This is a genomic window from Shigella sp. FJ200513, assembly GCF_040495915.1.
Taxonomy (GTDB): domain Bacteria; phylum Pseudomonadota; class Gammaproteobacteria; order Enterobacterales; family Enterobacteriaceae; genus ECMA0423.
On record NZ_JBDYCV010000183.1, the window covers coordinates 1 to 3,895 of the forward strand.

The 3,895-nt window shown below is 47.8% G+C and carries 3 protein-coding genes; 2 read left to right on the plus strand and 1 reads right to left on the minus strand.

The window, feature by feature from the left end; translation table 11 throughout:
• The first annotated feature begins 186 nt into the window (after positions 1–186).
• Positions 187–2,184, plus strand: coding sequence for a BCCT family transporter (locus tag ABZJ92_RS20890; protein WP_001293435.1), 1,998 nt, complete (start codon positions 187–189; stop codon positions 2,182–2,184).
• Positions 2,185–2,246: 62 nt separating this feature from the next.
• Positions 2,247–3,524, plus strand: coding sequence for a DUF2254 domain-containing protein (locus ABZJ92_RS20895; RefSeq protein WP_000625669.1), 1,278 nt, complete (start codon positions 2,247–2,249; stop codon positions 3,522–3,524).
• A 279-nt stretch (positions 3,525–3,803) separates the two neighbouring features.
• On the opposite strand, the gene ABZJ92_RS20900 is transcribed toward ABZJ92_RS20895, so the two are convergent.
• Positions 3,804–3,895: IS3 family transposase (locus tag ABZJ92_RS20900; RefSeq protein WP_071607396.1), on the minus strand; the 92-nt coding region annotated here is incomplete at its 5' end.

Consider the following 3,895-nt stretch of genomic DNA (forward strand, 5'->3'; position numbering starts at 1 on the left):
TTCAGGGAAAAATATCATCAGATGGCTGCTTAAAAAAAGAACAAATGGTAGTGTCCGCTATTGCCAGTACACCTCAACATTCCACCATGCATTACGATTAACGCCGCATAGCCAGTTGAACTTTGCTACTTTGTGAGAGGTAGTACCTTCTATCCAGTGCGAATTTAATTAATGGAATAAATGATTATGAGTGAAAATGATACAATCCCAAAGAAGTCTACAAGTCAGATTAACAAAGCGGTATTCTTTACATCTGCTTTGCTAATTTTCCTTCTTGTCGCCTTTGCCGCCGTATTCCCGGATGTCGCCGACAAAAATTTTAAACTACTTCAGCAACAAATCTTCACGAATGCCAGCTGGTTCTACATCCTTGCTGTGGCCCTGATTTTACTGAGTGTCACGTTCCTTGGACTCTCACGCTACGGTGATATCAAGCTGGGCCCGGACCATGCGCAGCCTGATTTCAGCTACCACTCCTGGTTTGCGATGCTTTTTTCGGCAGGGATGGGGATCGGCCTGATGTTCTTTGGCGTTGCCGAACCTGTAATGCATTATCTTTCGCCACCCGTTGGCACTCCAGAAACCGTTGCGGCAGCTAAGGAAGCAATGCGTCTGACCTTTTTCCACTGGGGACTGCACGCATGGGCAATTTATGCCATTGTGGCGCTGATTCTGGCGTTCTTCAGTTACCGTCACGGTCTGCCTTTAACTCTGCGCTCCGCACTCTATCCCATTATTGGCGATCGCATATACGGACCTGTAGGACATGCGGTTGATATTTTCGCTGTTATAGGCACGGTCTTTGGCGTTGCGACATCACTGGGTTACGGTGTTTTGCAGGTGAATGCCGGTTTGAACCATCTTTTCGGGGTGCCCATCAATGAAACGGTGCAGGTAATTCTGATCGTGGTCATCACGGGGTTAGCGACGATTTCAGTGGTGTCCGGTCTGGATAAGGGAATACGTATCCTGTCTGAACTCAATCTGGGTCTGGCTTTGTTGCTCCTGGCGCTGGTCCTGTGTCTGGGACCAACCGTGCTTCTGCTGAAGTCATTTGTGGAAAATACGGGCGGTTATCTTTCGGAACTGGTGAGTAAAACGTTCAACCTTTACGCGTATGAGCCCAAGTCGAGCAACTGGCTGGGGGGCTGGACATTACTGTACTGGGGATGGTGGCTTTCATGGTCGCCGTTTGTGGGGATGTTCATCGCACGGGTCTCCCGCGGGCGAACCATTCGCGAGTTTGTCACCGGCGTGCTGTTTGTTCCCGCGGGTTTTACGCTAATGTGGATGACGGTGTTTGGTAACAGCGCGATCTATCTCATTATGAACCAGGGGGCCACAGACCTCGCCAATACTGTTCAGCAGGATGTGGCGCTGGCCCTGTTTAATTTCCTGGAGCATTTCCCGTTCTCTTCTGTGCTGTCATTCATTGCAATGGCGATGGTCATCGTCTTCTTTGTAACGTCTGCTGATTCGGGGGCAATGGTTGTGGATACTCTGGCATCAGGTGGAGTGGCAAACACACCCGTCTGGCAGCGAATATTCTGGGCCTCGCTCATGGGCATTGTTGCAATTGCGCTTCTCCTTGCCGGAGGGCTAAGTGCGCTGCAAACGGTGACAATAGCGAGTGCATTGCCCTTCTCAGTGATCTTACTAATATCTATATACGGACTTTTAAAAGCTTTGCGCCGGGATTTGACCAAGCGTGAAAGCCTGAGCATGGCGACAATTGCTCCTACGGCTGCACGTAACCCAATTCCTTGGCAGAGAAGGTTACGCAATATCGCGTATCTGCCGAAGCGATCTCTTGTGAAACGTTTTATGGACGACGTTATCCAGCCTGCCATGACGCTGGTTCAGGAGGAACTGAACAAGCAGGGGACGATAAGCCACATTAGTGATGCAGTCGACGATCGTATTCGTCTTGAAGTCGATTTGGGCAACGAGCTGAATTTTATATATGAAGTGAGGCTTCGCGGGTATATCTCACCGACCTTCGCGCTCGCCGCAATGGATAATGATGAGCAGCAGACTGAACAACATCGATATTATCGCGCTGAGGTTTATCTCAAAGAAGGCGGTCAAAATTATGATGTGATGGGCTGGAACCAGGAACAGCTGATTAATGACATACTGGACCAGTACGAAAAACACCTGCACTTCCTGCACCTGGTTCGTTAATAGCAACATGCCGTCCTGGGGGCGGCAATTATTATCCCGGCCGCAATATGAGGGAATGCAGAATGATTTCACGCTGGAAATGGATGCTGAAGCAGACAATTAAAAAACTATGGTTCAGGGCAACGTTATTCGCAATTGTCGCGATAATAACGGCCCTTTTATCAATTCTTTTTAAATCAATGATACCTGAGTCGGTTTCCGTGAAGGTTGGTGCGGAAGCAGTCGATAACATTCTGAACATACTGGCATCGAGTATGCTGGCAGTGACCACATTTTCGCTGAGTATCATGGTCACAGCCTACGGTTCAGCCACTACTAATGTGACTCCCAGAGCTACGCGTTTAGTTGTTGAAGACGTCACCACACAAAATGTACTGGCCACCTTCATCGGTTCTTTTCTCTTCAGTCTGGTAGGGATTATTGCCCTCAATATGGGAGCTTATGGAGAAAGGGGGAGAGTCATTTTATTCATTGTCACACTGGTTGTCATTGCCTTAATCCTCATCACATTGCTTCGCTGGATACAGCATTTGACCTCTCTGGGGAGGGTTGGTGAGACAACGGCACAAGTAGAACAGGCGGCCATCGAAACATTTATTGCGAGAGCAAGAAATCCCTGTCTCGGTGGATATCCATGGCTTGAGAACAATGAACAGCCGAAAGGAACGGTTGCAGTTTATCCGAAGAAGATTGGCTATGTTGAATATATTGATATGGTGAAACTTAGCAAGCTGCTGACCAATGATCCCCGTCATGTATACCTCGTGGCGCAGCCAGGCAGTTTCATACATCCGTCCATGCCAGTTTTGTACCTGAGTCAGGGCCAGGAGTCGTCAATCAACACCGATTTACTTGAGACGATTATTGTCTCGGATGCACGTTCATTTGCTCAGGATCCTCGATTTTGTCTTAGCGTCATGGCCGAAATAGCCTGCCGGGCCCTTTCCCCTGCAGTGAACGATCCTGGAACCGCCATTGATGTCATTGGCAGAGGTGTTCGTATACTTTCCACTTACGCGCAGAATAAATCTGATGAAATAGAAGTGAAATATCCTTCAGTACATGTTGCACCACTTCAGAATAACGATCTACTGGAAGACTTTTTCTCACCTGTCGCGCGCGATGGTGCCAGTATGAGGGAGATTCAGATAAGAGTCCTTAAAGGACTGTCGATGCTGAGTAAAGGTTGGCCTGAGATATTTGCTGAAGCCGCACATACCCTGGCATTTGAAACATTAGAGCATGCAACTCGTGCTGACCATATAGATTCTGATAGATATCTAATAAAATCAACTTATTATAATTTATTTAGTGGCGAATATTCTAATAAAAAAACATAGCTGCAGAGCAAGCAATTCGGTTGTTGGCAAGTCAAGGGCAAAGCATTCGCGTGAGAATGGGCGTATGCTTTGTGCCAAAAGCAAACGTTGCTAATTCTGCACTGTTCAGCGATGGCGCAGTAGAGACAGGCACTGCCACTGTCCAGTCGGCAAAAGCGAACACTTTGCCACTGCGGGGATAAACTGATTGAAGCTCTCGCGCAAAATCACTTATTCTTTTGCGTTAATAAAATGTAGGAGATGGGTCATTGATCCTACCCACGTAATATGGACACAGGCCTAAGCGAGGTTCTTGTTTTCAAATTGTTCCGGACTGAGGCCGCCACACCAACTGTGCCGCCGCCACCGATTGTAATCACATTCGATATAAT

Bases quoted from the DNA above. Each gene is read 5' to 3' on its own strand.
- ABZJ92_RS20890 (WP_001293435.1), top strand. From the start codon at position 187: ATGAGTGAAAATGATACAATCCCAAAGAAGTCTACAAGTCAGATTAAC.
- ABZJ92_RS20895 (WP_000625669.1), top strand. From the start codon at position 2,247: ATGATTTCACGCTGGAAATGGATGCTGAAGCAGACAATTAAAAAACTA.